This window comes from Bacillus cereus group sp. TH152-1LC (assembly GCF_027710505.1).
GTDB classification, from domain to species: Bacteria; Bacillota; Bacilli; order Bacillales; family Bacillaceae_G; genus Bacillus_A; species Bacillus_A mobilis.
The window spans coordinates 1-15,539 of the sequence record NZ_JAQFNK010000005.1 but is presented as its reverse complement, the minus strand read 5'-3'; the positions used below and the strand labels follow the sequence as shown (position 1 = coordinate 15,539).

Genomic DNA, 15,539 nt, shown 5'->3' with positions numbered 1-15,539 from the left:
AAGTTCATCATTTTGTCAAAAACACCGCATAAAAAAACCACTATTAAGCAACACCTTAATAGTGGTCGTATACGTATTATAAGCGAAATAGCATAAAAAATGAATAGCCTTACTTAAACATTAAAGAAACAAACACAATTGAACATATAATTCCGATTAAATCGGCAAAAAGTCCTACTTTTAATGCATCTCCCATTTTTCTAATTCCAACAGCTCCGAAGTATACTGTTAAAATATAAAAAGTCGTATCTGTACTCCCTTGCATCGTAGAAGCCAATCTTCCAATAAACGAGTCTGGCCCATATGTGGCAATTAAATCGGTCGTAATACTTAAACCAGCAGAGCCCGAAATAGGGCGTATAAGTGCTAGTGGAACAATTTCTGCTGGGACATGAATTAAATCTAACATCGGCTTCATTACTGATATCATTGCATCTAATGCACCTGAAGCTCGAAATATTGAAATAGATACAAGCATCCCAACCATAAACGGTAAAATGGAGATTGCAATTTGAATTCCTTCTTTTCCTCCCTCAACGAACGATTCATACGTTGGTACTTTCTTTATCGTGCCATATAAAAGGATAAAACCAATTACACAAGGGATTACCCATAATGATATCGTATTGACAATACTCATTTCTTCCGCCCCTTCCTACTCCTTCTTCGGTAAAAATAGCGGTCAATCCAAATCGCTCCAATCATAGAGAGTACTTGTGCAATGAATGTTACCCCTACAATTTCAGTAGGATTCGCTGATTCATACGTCATTCGAATCGAAATGACAGTAGTAGGAATTAAAGTAATCGCTGATGTATTTAACGCGAGAAACGTTACCATAGAACGGCTCGCCGAATCCTTCCCTCCATTTAATTCTTTCAATTGTTCCATCGCTTTAATACCAAGAGGGGTCGCTGCATTCCCTAATCCAAAAAAGTTTGCCATCATATTCGATAAAATAAATCCCATTGACGGATGATCTTTCGGTATTTCTGGAAATAATCTTTTTACGATCGGCATAAAAAGTGTCACTAACTTTTTTAACAACCCTGCTTCCTCTGCAATTTTCATTAAACCAAGCCAAAATACTAAAACACTAATGAGTCCTATACAAATTGTTACGGCGTCTTTTGCTCCGTCAAATACAGCTTTATTTATTGCTTCCATCGTTCCATTTATCATGGCATATACGATCCCTATGACTGCCATCGCTACCCATACGAGATTAACCATCGCTCCCAACACCTATCATATGAGAAAAAATTTCTTTCACATTATTCCAGTACATTCCCGTTGTAGCTACTAACTTTCGTTTACTATAAAATAAATTCCGTTCTCCAACTTTCTCATTGCCAACATAAATTTCTGTCTTCCCAACCTTTACGCCGTCCTTAAGTTTTGCACTTTTATCGAGTTCAACTTTTAATACGACATCCTTTCTTTCTTGCTCAGTTAATGGCACCGCAAAACTATTTTTCGTATAAACATGATTGGCATATTTCTTTTCAGTTATTTCAGTAAGAGCTCCTTGTCCTACAACGTTCGTTTGCTTGAAACGTTCAAAACCTTTATCAAATAAATTCATATGGTCATCCCAATCGCTAGAAGCGCTCAAAGTTACGACAATTAGATCTAGTCCATCTTTTGATGCTGTTGTAACAAGCGTCCGTCCTGCTTTCTTCGTAAAACCTGTTTTTCCTCCTGTCGCAAATTCATAATAAGACGTCACGAGTTTATGTTTGTTTTTCCACGGATAATCCCACGAATCTGATTTATACGTTTTTGTCCCAAAAATCTTCTTAAAGGTTTCATTCCCCATTGCATACTTCGTTAAAAGTGCCATATCATAAGCCGACGAATAATGGGATCCATCTCCATCCAAACCATGTGGGTTTGAAAAGTGAGTATCTTTCATGCCAATTTGTTTCGCCTTTTCATTCATTAAATATACGAACCCTTCTATACTCCCTCCTACATTTTCAGCAATTACTTGTGCTGCATCATTACCAGATCTAAGCATGAGTCCGTATACTAAATCCTCTAACTTCACTTTCTGTCCAGGTTTTAAATAAATTGCTGAGCCTTCCACTCTCACCGCTTCATTACTAACCGGTACCATTTCTTTCATTTTTCCTGATTCAGCAGCTAACAAGGCAGTCATAATTTTTGTTATACTAGCAATTTTTTGCGGCTCATGTTCTGCTTTTCCGTATAATACACGACCTGACTGTTGTTCCATTAATACAGCATTTCGAGCACTGACATTACTGTTCATCTTTGCATATGTAGGAATTGGCATAACGCTTGCATACATAATAAGAAGCGTGATTATTACACAAATTCGTCTCATATTTCCCCCCACGTCCTTTTGGCACTTTTTGTACAAGTGTATGCTTGGCCTTTTAAAATATGAACGAAATCTCCTTCTCCTTCCAATAAAAAAGACGCAGAAAACCTGCGTCTAATACGGTGTCCATTCAATTTGTTTCGCACTTTCAAATCTTTTTTCGACATCAGGCCAATTTACAACATTCCACCAGTTTTTAATATATTCATCTTTTCGATTTTGGTATTGTAAATAATACGCATGTTCCCACACGTCTAGTACGAGGAGCGGTATCGTATCCCATTGTGTAAATAATTGATGAAGTGTACTCTGTAAAATTTCTAATCTTCCAGATCGTGGCACCCATACGAGAATCGCCCATCCTGATCCTTCCACTTTAGAAGCTGCTTCTGTGAAATGTTTTTGAAAACGTAAAAAACTCCCAAAATCTTGTTCGATCTGTTGTGAAAGAGCCCCTCTTGGACTTCCGCCACCATCTTTTTTCATGTTATTCCAAAATATCGTGTGTAAGTAATGACCTGATCCATGAAAAGCGGCTTCTCTTTCCCAATGCTTAATTAAATCAAATTGATTCGTTTTTCTCGCTTCTTCCATCATCTTCTCTGCCTTATTTAATCCTTCCACGTAACTGCGATGATGTTTATCATGGTGTAACATCATAATTTCTCTAGAAATATAAGGTTCTAACGCATTATACGGATAAGGTAATGGTGGAAGTGTATGCCCTCCAATTGGAACAGCTCGTTCACTATCCCCTCTTTCATATAGTTCATATTCCTCTTCTCCTTGCACGAATACTTCCTGCAAATGATGCTGAATATGTTCTACATCATCACTTATTTCATACATAAATTCTGCATCTGTATCATACTCATGCTCTTTCATACGATCTAATAACGTTTGAATTTTATAAGCAAGCATATGGACATCGTACACTTCCATTGCACGGCTATCTAATACGTGAAGAACACTTTCACACCAGCTTTCTACTTCATGAAAGTAATCTGTAAATACACCTTGCTGACTCATGTTACACCTCCTTAATGCTATCCCCCTAAATATATTCAAAGGAAATCCCTTATATAACTTTACAAAAGGAAAAGAAGCTAAGTCCTCTTAGCTTCTTTTTCGCAATTAATATTTGTGTAACATCTTTGTTTGGTAATCCGTCTCATAATATTCTAGTTCTTCACGCATCAATTGAAATTTACCTTCTAAACTCTTCATCACTTGCTCTATAGACGCTGGTGGCGTTTGCTGAAAAACGATAGAATTTTTTCCCGTATAGGCGGACCGACTATTTTCATACCAATGATCACTCTTTGGTGAGAAAAACTCTGCAATTACTTGATGATAAATTTTATATAAAATTTTTTCTGCTGCTGTTTTTCGAAATGGTTGGCTATTTAACAAAACAAAACATGCATCATGTCCTTCTTCACAAAAGACAAGAAGACGTCTCATTGATGCTAATAACCCTTTATAATATTGCTCGTTCCCTGCTGGTGTTTCTTCTAATAAAGAAGGTAACGTATGATAATTTACATAATTGGTTATCAATGTAATAACATCTTCTAAAAACATAGAAACTTGTTCTGTTTGATTTTCAACCATCAGATTAGACATTTTTTCCCTCTCCTTTGCCATTTCACGCTATTTCTACTCTTTTATTTTTATGTAATTCAGCCAATATTTCTTGTACTTTCACCACTGTTCCCTCATCAAAATATTGTTGGAATTCTTCTATATTATTTACATACAAACGTTTTTGCATGCGATGCTCATTCTCTTTCAGTAAACAACATATCGCTACAATATCCCGTAAATATATGTCTTGTTCTTCTACTTTATATACTGGATTTCCTTCAAAAGGAGTAATTTCTTGTAAAACTTCTTCAAAATATCGAACGTATAAAACAGAAAAAGTTCTCTCTTTATTATCTAATATATATGTCACTTCAGATCTATTAAAGAAATCTTCTGATGTATTAGGCTTTGCTTTCTCTAACTCATATCCCGCATAACCTATTATAATCATCTACTTCCCCTCTCTTCCTTCTTTCAATTCATTTTAACTTAATTTTCTGACAAACGAAATACTCTTTTAAATATAACCCTTATAAAAAATAGCTTCCCTATACAGGAATTTACCTTTTTATTTTTCTTGAAGTTTGTCATAATAATATTATTGTCTCAGTTTTCTTATACAAGGAGAGTTGTATTTATGTCGTTTTCATGGAAACGTTTCTTACAAATCGGGAAATTTATCTTCCCATTTGTTGTATTAACAATTGTATTCTTTCAAGCAAAAAAAGAATTAGCAGGCATTTCTTTTTTAGAAGCAATCAATTCAATTAAAAACATTCCAACCGGCGGAGTCTTTTTAGCAATTACACTTGGTGCATTTGCTGTATCAACAATGTTCTTTTATGACTATGTTATGCTTCGTTATTTAAAAGCTGATATACCAGTTCAAAAGATTTTCCGTATCTCATGGATTGCTAATACTTTAAATGGATTTATTGGGTTTGGTGGTCTCGTTGGGGCTGGTGTACGCACAATGCTTTATCGTCCATACATAAAAGAAAATGGCAAGCTTATTAAAAGTATCGCCTGGATGACAACTGCTTTTATTAACGGATTAGCCATTCTTTCATTCCTCGGTCTTATTGGAATATTAGACACAAGTTTTATTTTGCATGAAAAACCGTGGCTATGGCCTGTTCTTATCTTTTTCGCTCTTTTCGTCCCTATATATATTGGCTTTTCTAAACTTAAAAATAGAAAAACAAACCAAACCGAAGGACAAGAAGAAGCAGAAGAGAAAAACCCAACTGTTTTATACTCATTAGTTTCATTAGTCGAGTGGGTATCTGCTGGTATTGTTATGTACGTCATATTAATATTATTTGGCATTGATATCGAATTTCAAAAGTTTTTAGGTGTGTATGTAATTGCTGCTTTAGCTGGCGTTGTGAGTCTTGTGCCTGGTGGCCTTGGTTCATTTGATCTTGTCTTTTTAACTGGACTCGGACAGTATGGCATTGATACAGGCGTACTACTACCTGCTATGTTATTATATCGCCTCGTCTATTACATTTTACCTTTCTGCCTTGGTCTTATTTTTGCAGCTTTTGAAATGACAGGCGTGGCCATTAAAAAGTTTGAAGATAAACCTTTTATTGCGCCTGCATTAGAAACAACTGGTGTTATATGGACTTTGCAGCGTGATTTTCTAGGAAAATTAGGTTCATGGGCATCTGCTGCCTTAACAGTATTTGCTGGACTAATGGTTATTTTATCGACCATTCTACCAACGAGTATAAACAGAGCACACGCCTTACATATTCTAGCTCCAAAACCTCTTATTCAATTTTCTTTTAGCCTATCACTAACATTTGGTATTCTCCTGCTAATCCTTTCACGAGGCATATATTATGGAACAAAACGTTCTTACTATATGACGATTATTTCTTTAATCGGAGCAGCAATCTTTAATACGCTAAAAGGAATTGATATTGAAGAAACGTTTATTTTATTAATCGTACTCGCTGTATTATATATGCTTCGTAAAAGATTTGTACGCGAGAAAATAGAAGTCTCACTTTCTGATATGGTAAAAGTTTTTATATTCCTACTTATAACTTTATATTTATATAAAAACTTAGGTGTTTTATTTGCAGGTGCAAAAGAAGCCTTTAAACCTGATTTTGTCGTTCGTAATATTACACAAGTGAAACGAAGTGCATTAGCAGCTGCCTTTTTCGTTCCTACTTTTTTACTGATTGGCTCACTCATTGCCAACCGTTATCGAAATGAATTTCCCGGGCAACCAGCGAATGATAAAAGATTGCAAAACTTCTTAGATGAACATAATGGAAATGTACTTAGTCATTTGGGATTTTTAGGAGATAAACAATTCTTCTTCAGTAGTGATGGGAAAGCGCTCCTTCTCTTCTCTATAACGGGAAAACGTCTTGTTGTGCTAGGTGATCCAATTGGGGATCCTTCCTCCTATCGTACTGTGTTACAAGAATTTTTAGCTGAGGCTGATCGATTTGGATACATTTGTGTATTCTACCAAATCGAAAGTAAATGGATGAGTTTATATCATGATTTTGGTTATAACTTCTTTAAGCTTGGTGAAGAAGCTGTCGTTGATTTAAACACATTTACAATAACAGGAAAAAAACGTGCCGGTATGCGAGCGACCTTCAACCGTTTTGAAAGAGAAGGCTATACATTCTCTATTCACCAGCCACCATTCTCAGATGAACTTTATGAAGAGTTAAAAAAAGTTTCAGAGGCATGGCTCGGCGGTAAAAAAGAGAAAGGCTTTTCACTCGGATACTTTGATCGTGAATATATTAGCCGAGCACCTATCGCTACATTATCTGATGCGGATGGAAAAATCATCGCATTTACAACCTTTATGCCGGTATATCAAGACGGATCATTGTCTGTTGATTTAATGCGCTATTATCCAGATGCACCTAGCGGCATTATGGATGCAATTTTCATTCACCTATTCCAGTGGGCCAAAGAAAATGAATACCATTCCTTTAATATTGGTATGGCACCACTTTCAAATGTAGGTTTATCAACACAATCTTTCTGGTCTGAACGGGTTGCTGCTGCCATCTTTAATAATGTTCGTTATACGTATAGTTTCAGCGGACTACGTCATTTTAAAGAAAAATATAAACCAGCATGGAGTGGTAAATATTTAGCATTTAGAAAGAATCATTCTTTACCAATTACAATGCTCTCTGTAACAAAATTAATAGGAAAACGAAAAAACAGCTAAACATTTAGCTGTTTTTTCGTTTTTGAACTTGTACAATAAATTCTTTTTCATATTTCTTACCATTTATATAGAAATCTCCCCATATTTTATACGTTCCTTCTACAGGAAATGTAATACGATATTGTAATTGCTCGTCTGTATCAACAGGTATTGCATATAAAAAGTTTTCTCTCGTTTCGTCCACGATATAGAGTGCCTCTACTTCTCCTCTCTCGGAATGTAATTTCAATTTTTCACCCTTTTTCGCTTGGAATTGAAATGTTAACGTCGCTGGTTCATTCGGATGCAAGGCACCAAATAATAGAGAAATTTCATACTCCCCTATTTTTTTTGTAAGCACACTATCGATTGGAAATTTTACTTTTTTCTTATTTTTCTCCTCTATTTCTCTCCCAAAATCTTTCTTCGCAAATGATTCCACAGACTTATTTTTGTCTTCATATAAAAATATTGTATATCCTTCATCTTTCGCTATTCTGGAAGAAACCTTATATGATCCATTCCCTGCAAATGTAGGTTTCATTTGTTGTACATGTTTTAATTGTCCGTCTACAATAACTGCCCGAATTTGATCATTCACACCACGAACTTCGTTATTTTTATTATTTAGTAATTGAAACGAAATATCTGCTTTCTCATTTCCTTTTCCATTTGACACATCCCATTTTACTTCCTGAACATCACCTACAGTCTCTGTAGTTTCCTGATACTTCTTTATGTAAAATCCGCCTACTACAATAAAAAGCAAAGCAACAAGTCCAATGACAAGATTTTTCAAAACATCACCTACCATTTTTATTGTCTCTGTTCATACAAAACTTCTTACATATATATTCTAGATTATGATTTATGAAATCCTCCTGCTTTGCACATATTACAAATAATTAAAAGATTTTAATTGAAAGGATTGATAGTGTATAATGCAAATGATATTGATTTCTATCAATACATTATAAGGAGGACTTTTCATGAGTGTACATATTGAAGCAAAACAAGGCGAAATTGCTGAATCTATTCTATTACCTGGTGATCCATTACGTGCAAAATATATCGCTGAAACATTTCTAGAGGACGTTACTTGCTATAATAACGTTCGTGGTATGTTAGGTTTCACTGGAACTTATAAAGGAAAACGCGTATCTGTTCAAGGTACAGGTATGGGTGTTCCTTCTATTTCTATTTATGTAAACGAATTAATCCAAAGCTACGGAGTTAAAAATTTAATTCGCGTTGGAACTTGCGGTGCGATTCAAAAAGACGTAAAAGTACGTGACGTTATTATTGCAATGACAGCTTGTACGGATTCTAATATGAACCGTTTAACATTCCCAGGTTTTGATTTTGCACCAGCTGCAAACTTTGACCTTTTAAAGAAAGCTTACGATGCTGGAACTGAAAAAGGCTTACAGATTCGTGTTGGTAACGTTTTAACAGCAGATGTATTTTACCGCGAAAGCATGGACATGGTTAAAAAGCTTGGAGATTATGGTGTACTGGCAGTAGAAATGGAAACAACTGCTCTTTACACATTAGCAGCGAAATACGGTGTAAATGCGTTATCTGTATTAACAGTAAGTGACCACATCTTCACTGGTGAAGAAACAACATCTGAAGAGCGTCAAACTACATTTAACGAAATGATTGAAATCGCTTTAGATGCAGCAATTCAACAATAATACATTAAAGAACTCGTCATACGTCTGTCGAGTTCTTTTTATGTGACCTTTTATAAAAAACTACTTTCGGAAGAGACAGATTTTCTCCTCTACTTTTTGGCAACGTTTGTTATAATAAAGAAATCATTTACAGTATTTCTCACAAGAGGTGACGCAGTGAAAAACAGAAGTATCGTCTTTAAATTATTTTTATTAACATCAACATTATTTACAATCATATTCCTCCTTTTTTTTCTAGGACAATCTCTATTTTTAGAGAAATTTTATATTAATAAAAAGGTAAAAACCGTTCAAACTGCTTTCGAGAAGTTCGTAGATAATTACGAAAAAAGTGGTAAAACTTATGAAGAAATTCGAAAACTAAAACAAGAATTTCATGATAAAACAAATGCTGAAATGCAGTTTTTAAATGCGAACGGCATTATTAAAAGCGACAATAATTTTTACATTGATGTAATTAACCCTAAAAATAATAAAGCATATTCCATTCCACTCAATAATCTTTTAACGCCCGAAGAATATAATAAATTTGAAAACTTAGGATTGAAAAAAGATGGAGTGATAAACGTCGTCGGTTTTGTACAAGATTCCACCATAACACCAATAGAATTGACCACAAACTATAATCGATGGCAAAACGAATATATCAACTCAGATTTTCAATCCATTAATGGCAACCCTGCTAAAAATAGACTTACAAGTCGATCCAAAACTGTAACTCAAATTGAGTTTACTGGTATTGTATCTAAGTTACAGCTTCCATCCAAAGCTGATGTTCGTCTTGCAAATGATCTTGAAACATTACAAGCCGTTCAATATTTTGCAGAAATTATTAGAGATGGCACTACTAGCCCACAGCAATTGAGCCATTTCCTACTAGATAGCGGAGAAAATATAAAGAATAGTATCTTTGTAAAACCTATTATGGAAAATGGAAAGATTACAGAATACGCTTTTGCCGTAGCATCCTTGCAACCTGTTAATGAAGCAATGCTCGTTTTAAAGGATTATTATGTCTATGCCTTAATCATCGTATTTCTCGTAATTATTTTGTTATCCTTCTACTACTCAAAAATCATTGTGAAACCATTAATTAAAATGAATCGTGTTACAAAAAAAATGGCCAATTTTGATTTTAGCGAGAAATTACCTGTGACAGCAGACGATGAAATTGGTGGGCTTTCCGGCAGTATTAATACGTTATCTGTAAATTTAAAAGACCGAATCGATCGATTAAATGTTGCCAATACAAAATTACAACAAGATATTGAACGTGAACGTCAATTAGAGAAAACGCGAAAAGAATTCATTTCTGGTGTATCACACGAATTAAAAACACCACTCAGTGTAATTAGAAGTTTCGCAGAAGGAATTAAAGATGGCGTTAGTAAAGATACGACGTATTACACAGACGTTATCTTAGAAGAAACCGAAAACATGAACAGACTTATTGTTGAAATGTTAGAGTTAGCAAAATTAGAATCAGGTACGTACAAACTAGATATGACGACATTCTCAATCGGTGAATTAATTCAACAAGTCTATACAAAGTTATTATTTAGCATGGAAGAAAAGCATTTACAAGTGAACATAGATGTAGACTCTTCTATATTTGTGAAAGCGAATCGTAGTCGTATTGAGCAAGTGGTTGTAAACTTACTTAGCAATGCAATTCGCTATACGCCAGATGGAGAAAAAATACAAGTCTCTGTTATAGCAATGGAAGATACAGTAAAAGTCGAAATCGAAAACACAGGAAACCCTATCCCAGAAGACAGTCTTGAAAAAATTTGGGATCGTTTCTACCGTTTAGATGCATCTCGTAGCCGTCATACTGGTGGTACTGGTCTCGGATTATCTATTGTAAAAAACATTTTAGACCTCCACCATGCCGAGTACGGTGTATATAACACGAATAATAGTGTTGTATTCTACTTTAATTTACAAAAAGTAAAAGAAGTCAAATAATTTGTCTTAATTTCACTAGGAGTTCACATGAAATTCACACTCTCCCTTTATAGTAAGAAACAAGTTAATCCTTTCCTTTACACACATAAAAGAGGAGAGTGCGTGAAATGAAACAAGCAGGACAACCTATTCAAAATGAAAAACAATTAGAAACTATCAAAAATATACTTTTACAATCTTCGAAACGTGATGGCTTATTATTCGTATTAGCTGTAAATTCTGGCTTAAAAGTAAGTGAAATCTTACAATTAAAAGTTAGTGATGTAATCGATGAAAATGAAAATGAAAATGTTCGCCATTCCATTTTATTTTACAATGAAAAAGTAAAGAAACATAAATGGTTTGCTGTAAATGAAGACTTACAGCACGCGATCGAAGACTACATGAAAGAACGTAAAACTTGGAAACGTAATGAACCATTATTAAAGTCTCAAAAAGGAACAAAATCTATTACGAGACAACATGCATGGTACATTTTAAACAAAGCTGCAAAAGAAGTTGGATTAGAAGGGATTAGCTCACATACACTTCGAAAAACTTGGGGATATTGTGCATACAAATCAGGTGTTGATATCGCATTTTTACAACACTTCTTTGATCACAGTACTCCATCAAAAACTTTAAAGTATATCGGTATTGCTTAATAACTCTTATACATAAAAAAGGTTACCATTTTATAAATGGTAACCTTTTTTATGTTTCACACTCTCTTTTCTTGTCTCTCCTATATTGTAGTGGTACTCTAATAATAAGGGGGAGAAATTATGAACACATTAACAATTGAATTACCGAAAGAAACGGCTGAAAAACTTGATTTATTAAAACAAGCTTACGAAAAGAAAACAGGTGCTTCCATTTCTGAGAGTACTCTTGTTCAAACACTTATCTCAAAAGAGTTTATCCAAGCGATAACTCCTTTTGATTTACAACAATTCGTTACTGGAAAAGAACAGCATTAATTGCTGTTCTTTTTTTGATACTTTATCAGGAGTTTACTAGCATTCTCCTCCGAAAAACTTCTTTGCTTCTGCCTAACTTTTTATCAGGAATCTTCCTACCCGTTACTGTCTCATAAAAAGTTTTTTATTTATTTTTCGGAAAACCATTGACAATGATAATGATAACCATTATCATTTATTATGAAGCCAACAATTGATGAATCAACCAAACGCTCAGTAACATTGTTACCCCTCTTTTTCATATAGAAAGGCACTGTACATTCCCCCTGTTTGTACAGTGCCTTTCTTGTTTATTATCATTCAAACAAATTTAATTGCTCAGGCTTCGGCTCACCATATGTAATGTTCATCATTTTCATAAGCTGTTTCGCATTATCCGCTGCATCTCCGCCCGAATTATTGTTAAATAGTACATATATGCCCTTTGTCTTCTTTTTCAATTGCTCTAGTCTTTCTATCCATTCTTCTAATTCTTTATTGTTATAGCGATATAAGCAACGAACCGCTCTCCAATTTTCACCTTTATCCAGCCAGCCATGAACATTTCGTCCATGAAAACGTATTAACACCATCTCTGCATTCATTACTTCTAAAACGAGCGGTACCGAACCTATCCCCGCCTGTGGCTCGTCACAAATTGTATGAATCCATTTCTCCTGTTCCAAAAACCGTAAAGTCTTATCTCTCATTTCTGGATAAAACCATGTTTGATTTCGAAATTCTATGGCACACGGCAAACCTTCCATTTTTTCTTTCGTATATCGAAGAAAATCTACATTTTTCTTTTTACAATCAAACCATGGTGGATATTGAAATAAAATCGTTTTTAATTTATTAGCTTCTATTAAAGGAAGAATAGATTGTTTATACACATCAAACATCTCGTCGAATGTAGAAAACGGAATTTCACCTTTCATATGTCCCGTCATCCCTTGATATGCTTTTACGACAAAAGAAAAATCTTTCGGTGTCTCCGTTGCCCATTTTGTATAGTTTCGCGCAGGTTGCATCGCATAAAATGAACTATCCACTTCCACAATAGGAAAATGCTCACTATATGTTCGTAATTTATTTCTATTTTCATAGGGATCTATATATAAAGAATCATGATCTCCCCACCCTGTCACTCCAATGAAAAGCAAATATATCCCTCCTTTTTAACTTCACCTTCTATCCACTCTACTCACTTCCCGAACACTTCGACTAATCAATTTCATTAAGTAGCCCCTTCTTTAAGAGTATCCGTATAAAAATATGATATACTAGATGGAAGAATTTTTAAATTGAGGGGTTATTTATTTATGCTTCCAAACGATGATACTGTATCTCATGAAAAGCGAATAGAAGAATTAGAAAATAAAGTACGTTTTTATGAAGAACTTGTGAATCAATTACCACATCATTTCACATACAAAAATCCACATATTGGTTTACAAATAAAGAAAACGAGAACAACTCATTCTATACAAGACATACAAAAAGAGAATAAAGAGGCTGATTTTCAACTTACTTGCGATTCATTATTTTTATTTGAGCAACTTGAAACATACTTTGTTCATATTTTTGATGCTTTTTCACATCATGTTACCTTTGTTGATAGTAAAGGAAATATAACTTTATGTAATCAAGCTGCAGCAGATGATTTTGGTGTAGTACGAAATGATATAATCGGGAAACCAATTCAACAATTATTAAAATTGCCAGAAGAAAAAATTAAAGCTCTTGAAACATTAAGAACGGGAACTGAATTATATAATGAAGAAGTTTTAGACAAAAATTATGGCATTTTAAATAACCGAATTATTCGTGATTATAACGGAGAGATTTTTAGAGTTATAAGTGTCTTTCATTATTTAAACACAGAACGTGATGCAGAAAAATTTTCGTTAGCAGGGCGAATTGCAGCTGGGATTGCACATGAAGTACGTAATCCTCTTACAACCGTGCGGGGTTATTTACAATTTTTACAAGAAAGTGTTTCTCCATCTAATAAAGAATTATTTAAAAACTTACTCATTCCTGAATTAGACCGGGCAAATAGTATTATTACAAAATTTTTAGCTATTTCAAAAACACGCGAATTTACAAGAGAACCGTTTCCTATTAACACATTTTTACGTGAGTATATTCAACAGTTACTAGCTAGTGAAGTCTTTTTACATAACATTTCAATTGATTATAATTTTTCTACCGAATTAGATAATGTATTAGTCCATATTGATCGTCATGAACTTGTGCAAGTTTTTTTAAACCTATTTCAGAACGCTGTCGATGCTCAAGGTGAAAAAAAACTTTCTATCCAAATTACTAGTTATCGCCTAGATAATTTTGTTCGTATTACTTTCACTGATAATGGAATTGGTATTCCACCAGCCATTCAAGAATATATCTTTGATCCATTCTTCTCAACAAAAGATTCAGGAACAGGACTGGGTTTGTCAGTAACGAAGAAAATTATTCAAAATCATAACGGTACATTAAAAATGACCAGTAATCAAGATGGTACAACTTTCACTATTTCAATTCCAATTTTACCTAAAACGACCCTTGAAAGATTAAATGAATACAAATGAGGTATTCCTCCACAAAAAGCATGCCAATTGTTATATACTCTCAACAATTGGCATGCTTTTTTATATTGAACTAATTTTCTTTCAGTTCTATAACTCTTTCTCCATAACTTAATTGTTTTTGCTTGATAGGCAAACTTCTTATTTTTTTAGAAATAGTAGTTTGTCCATCGCGAATTTAGTACAATTTTCATTTTAATATATAGTAACGACTATTGATTCTATGAAAGAAAGGAATGAAAAGATGAACAATAAAAATAAAGGAAAAGTATTTTATGGTAATGATTGTTGCGAAGTCAGAGCTTGTAGTTATATTAACATCTCCAAGTCCGAACTTACAGAATTCGTTAAACTTCTTCAAGCTCTTGGTCAAGCTATTCAAGCTGTCTTCCAAAACCCTTCTCAAAATAATATCGATAACTTGATTGTTGCCCTAAATAACCTACAAAAATTCCTCAATTGCTTAGATTTGTCTCCAGCACAAAAACAAATTGGAAATTCGATTATCGCTAACCTATTAACTATTTTAAAAACAAAACCTTTCTCATGCGGAGCATTGTATGTTGAGCTACAAAGCTTGCTTAATTATTTATTGTATATCGCTAAGTTATTCAAAGTAGATTGTTGTACGATCGACAAACTAGTTAAACTCATAACAGAGATCCAAACTATCCTAGTTCAATACGGATCAGGTTGCCTTGGAGGAGGAGGCGCAACAGGTGCTACTGGTGCTACCGGGCCTCAAGGTGCTACTGGACCTCAAGGACCAGCGGGCGCTCAAGGTGCTACTGGTGCTCAAGGGCCTCAAGGTGCTCAGGGACCAGCTGGTGCTCAAGGCGCTACTGGACCTCAGGGCGCTCAAGGTATTCAAGGACCAGCGGGCGCTCAAGGTGCTACCGGTGCTCAAGGACCGGCCGGCGCTCAAGGTGCTACTGGTGCTCAAGGACCGGCTGGTGCTCAAGGACCGGCTGGCGCTCAAGGTGCTACTGGTGCTCAAGGACCAGTGGGTGCTCAAGGTGCTACTGGTGCTCAAGGACCGGCTGGTGCTCAAGGTGCTACTGGTGCTCAAGGACCGGCTGGCGCTCAAGGTGCTACTGGTGCTCAAGGTGCTACTGGTGCTCAAGGACCGGCTGGCGCTCAAGGTGCTACTGGTGCTCAAGGACCGGCTGGCGCTCAAGGTGCTACTGGTGCTCAAGGACCGGCTGGCGCTCA

Annotated in this window: 15 protein-coding genes; 7 read left to right on the top strand and 8 right to left on the bottom strand. The window is 35.1% G+C overall.

The window, feature by feature from the left end:
• Nucleotides 1-109 precede the first annotated feature (109 nt).
• The 6 genes from spmB to PDL00_RS14350 form a co-directional block, all read right to left on the bottom strand.
• Nucleotides 110-640, bottom strand: a complete 531-nt coding sequence (spmB, locus tag PDL00_RS14375; RefSeq protein WP_000029511.1) for a spore maturation protein SpmB — start codon at nucleotides 638-640, stop codon at nucleotides 110-112.
• The gene (gene spmA, locus PDL00_RS14370; RefSeq protein WP_046955232.1) at nucleotides 637-1,233 is read right to left on the bottom strand and encodes a spore maturation protein SpmA; all 597 of its coding nucleotides are present in this window, start codon (nucleotides 1,231-1,233) and stop codon (nucleotides 637-639) included. Before spmA ends, spmB begins: the two co-directional genes overlap by 4 nt.
• The gene (gene dacB / locus PDL00_RS14365) at nucleotides 1,226-2,350 is read right to left on the bottom strand and encodes a D-alanyl-D-alanine carboxypeptidase DacB (RefSeq protein WP_270729709.1); all 1,125 of its coding nucleotides are present in this window, start codon (nucleotides 2,348-2,350) and stop codon (nucleotides 1,226-1,228) included. The genes spmA and dacB overlap by 8 nt, the downstream gene beginning before the upstream one ends.
• Nucleotides 2,351-2,461: 111 nt before the next feature.
• Nucleotides 2,462-3,376: a superoxide dismutase gene (locus PDL00_RS14360; RefSeq protein ID WP_000082672.1), complete on the bottom strand. Its 915-nt coding sequence runs from the start codon at nucleotides 3,374-3,376 to the stop codon at nucleotides 2,462-2,464.
• 105 nt (nucleotides 3,377-3,481) lie between these two features.
• On the bottom strand, nucleotides 3,482-3,973 hold the full coding sequence (locus PDL00_RS14355) for a YpuI family protein (protein ID WP_016133998.1): 492 nt from the start codon (nucleotides 3,971-3,973) through the stop codon (nucleotides 3,482-3,484).
• 22 nt (nucleotides 3,974-3,995) lie between these two features.
• On the bottom strand, nucleotides 3,996-4,385 hold the full coding sequence (locus PDL00_RS14350; RefSeq protein WP_242251032.1) for a hypothetical protein: 390 nt from the start codon (nucleotides 4,383-4,385) through the stop codon (nucleotides 3,996-3,998).
• 186 nt (nucleotides 4,386-4,571) lie between these two features.
• Here PDL00_RS14350 and mprF point away from each other — a divergent pair, with 186 nt between their 5' ends.
• Nucleotides 4,572-7,154: a bifunctional lysylphosphatidylglycerol flippase/synthetase MprF gene (gene mprF, locus PDL00_RS14345; protein ID WP_270729706.1), complete on the top strand. Its 2,583-nt coding sequence runs from the start codon at nucleotides 4,572-4,574 to the stop codon at nucleotides 7,152-7,154.
• Nucleotides 7,155-7,158: 4 nt separating this feature from the next.
• Here mprF and PDL00_RS14340 read toward each other — a convergent pair whose 3' ends face one another.
• Nucleotides 7,159-7,947 carry a hypothetical protein gene (locus tag PDL00_RS14340; protein ID WP_270729705.1) on the bottom strand — a complete coding sequence of 263 codons (789 nt, stop codon included), beginning with the start codon at nucleotides 7,945-7,947 and terminating at the stop codon, nucleotides 7,159-7,161.
• 175 nt (nucleotides 7,948-8,122) lie between these two features.
• Here PDL00_RS14340 and deoD point away from each other — a divergent pair, with 175 nt between their 5' ends.
• From deoD to PDL00_RS14320, 4 genes are all read left to right on the top strand, one after another.
• Nucleotides 8,123-8,830, top strand: a complete 708-nt coding sequence (deoD, locus tag PDL00_RS14335; RefSeq protein ID WP_242251025.1) for a purine-nucleoside phosphorylase — start codon at nucleotides 8,123-8,125, stop codon at nucleotides 8,828-8,830.
• Nucleotides 8,831-8,986: 156 nt separating this feature from the next.
• Nucleotides 8,987-10,798: a sensor histidine kinase gene (locus PDL00_RS14330; protein ID WP_242251015.1), complete on the top strand. Its 1,812-nt coding sequence runs from the start codon at nucleotides 8,987-8,989 to the stop codon at nucleotides 10,796-10,798.
• A 107-nt stretch (nucleotides 10,799-10,905) separates the two neighbouring features.
• Nucleotides 10,906-11,442, top strand: a complete 537-nt coding sequence (locus tag PDL00_RS14325) for a tyrosine-type recombinase/integrase (RefSeq protein WP_270729703.1) — start codon at nucleotides 10,906-10,908, stop codon at nucleotides 11,440-11,442.
• Nucleotides 11,443-11,562: 120 nt separating this feature from the next.
• Nucleotides 11,563-11,757, top strand: a complete 195-nt coding sequence (locus tag PDL00_RS14320; protein ID WP_001094861.1) for a DUF3924 domain-containing protein — start codon at nucleotides 11,563-11,565, stop codon at nucleotides 11,755-11,757.
• A 296-nt stretch (nucleotides 11,758-12,053) separates the two neighbouring features.
• On the opposite strand, the gene PDL00_RS14315 is transcribed toward PDL00_RS14320, so the two are convergent.
• The gene (locus tag PDL00_RS14315) at nucleotides 12,054-12,899 is read right to left on the bottom strand and encodes a DUF72 domain-containing protein (protein ID WP_270729702.1); all 846 of its coding nucleotides are present in this window, start codon (nucleotides 12,897-12,899) and stop codon (nucleotides 12,054-12,056) included.
• Nucleotides 12,900-13,058: 159 nt separating this feature from the next.
• Between PDL00_RS14315 and PDL00_RS14310 the strand changes: the two genes are divergently transcribed.
• Both PDL00_RS14310 and PDL00_RS14305 read left to right on the top strand, forming a co-directional pair.
• Nucleotides 13,059-14,330 (top strand): ATP-binding protein, encoded by a 1,272-nt coding sequence (locus tag PDL00_RS14310; RefSeq protein ID WP_270729701.1) that lies wholly within the window; start codon nucleotides 13,059-13,061, stop codon nucleotides 14,328-14,330.
• A gap of 241 nt (nucleotides 14,331-14,571) precedes the next feature.
• Nucleotides 14,572-15,539 (top strand): collagen-like repeat preface domain-containing protein (locus PDL00_RS14305; protein ID WP_270729699.1); only part of this gene is annotated, 968 nt, incomplete at its 3' end.

What these genes read in the sequence shown, in the direction of transcription:
- mprF (WP_270729706.1), top strand. Translation starts at nt 4,572, where the DNA reads ATGTCGTTTTCATGGAAACGTTTCTTACAAATCGGGAAATTTATCTTC.
- PDL00_RS14350 (WP_242251032.1), bottom strand. Translation starts at nt 4,385, where the DNA reads ATGATTATAATAGGTTATGCGGGATATGAGTTAGAGAAAGCAAAGCCT.
- dacB (WP_270729709.1), bottom strand. Translation starts at nt 2,350, where the DNA reads ATGAGACGAATTTGTGTAATAATCACGCTTCTTATTATGTATGCAAGC.
- PDL00_RS14360 (WP_000082672.1), bottom strand. Translation starts at nt 3,376, where the DNA reads ATGAGTCAGCAAGGTGTATTTACAGATTACTTTCATGAAGTAGAAAGC.
- deoD (WP_242251025.1), top strand. Translation starts at nt 8,123, where the DNA reads ATGAGTGTACATATTGAAGCAAAACAAGGCGAAATTGCTGAATCTATT.
- spmB (WP_000029511.1), bottom strand. Translation starts at nt 640, where the DNA reads ATGAGTATTGTCAATACGATATCATTATGGGTAATCCCTTGTGTAATT.
- PDL00_RS14355 (WP_016133998.1), bottom strand. Translation starts at nt 3,973, where the DNA reads ATGTCTAATCTGATGGTTGAAAATCAAACAGAACAAGTTTCTATGTTT.
- PDL00_RS14325 (WP_270729703.1), top strand. Translation starts at nt 10,906, where the DNA reads ATGAAACAAGCAGGACAACCTATTCAAAATGAAAAACAATTAGAAACT.
- spmA (WP_046955232.1), bottom strand. Translation starts at nt 1,233, where the DNA reads ATGGTTAATCTCGTATGGGTAGCGATGGCAGTCATAGGGATCGTATAT.
- PDL00_RS14320 (WP_001094861.1), top strand. Translation starts at nt 11,563, where the DNA reads ATGAACACATTAACAATTGAATTACCGAAAGAAACGGCTGAAAAACTT.
- PDL00_RS14310 (WP_270729701.1), top strand. Translation starts at nt 13,059, where the DNA reads ATGCTTCCAAACGATGATACTGTATCTCATGAAAAGCGAATAGAAGAA.
- PDL00_RS14340 (WP_270729705.1), bottom strand. Translation starts at nt 7,947, where the DNA reads ATGGTAGGTGATGTTTTGAAAAATCTTGTCATTGGACTTGTTGCTTTG.